General features: G+C 42.4%; 1 protein-coding gene. It reads right to left on the minus strand.

Annotation, left to right across the window (positions count from 1 at the left end):
* Positions 1 to 395 (minus strand): integrase core domain-containing protein (locus tag CALK_RS12725; protein ID WP_239638453.1); only part of this gene is annotated, 395 nt, incomplete at its 3' end.
* Positions 396 to 451 lie beyond the last annotated feature (56 nt).

Consider the following 451-nt stretch of genomic DNA (forward strand, 5'->3'; position numbering starts at 1 on the left):
CTTTTTTCAAGTTTTCTATCTCGTTTCGTAATAATTTCCCGCTCCCTTCCTTCCAGCTTTGTCTTTGGTGTAACGTATTCGATGGCACTGTGAAGTCGCTCTTCATTGTAATGTTTAACATATCCTCCAATCACCTTCTTTGCCTCTTCCAATGATAAGGGGCATTTTACCCTAATGCATTCTGATTTAATGCTTTTATGATACCGCTCAAGCTTTCCGTTGCTCTGAGGGTAATACGGGGAGGTAGTAACATGAGTGAGATCATTTTCCTCGATAAAATGCTTAAACTCACGACTGGTAAACTGTTTACCATTATCGCTGATATACCGCGGCTGTTCCCCCAGAAAGAGCTCTTTGGCACGTTGCTGAACAACTCCAATGTCCTCATCTTTCATGCGTTCCCTCAAATCCCAGTGAACAATGTAGCGACTGTAGCCATCAAGGATTGTAA

The sequence above is a fragment of the Chitinivibrio alkaliphilus ACht1 genome, from assembly GCF_000474745.1.
Classification (GTDB): domain Bacteria; phylum Fibrobacterota; class Chitinivibrionia; order Chitinivibrionales; family Chitinivibrionaceae; genus Chitinivibrio; species Chitinivibrio alkaliphilus.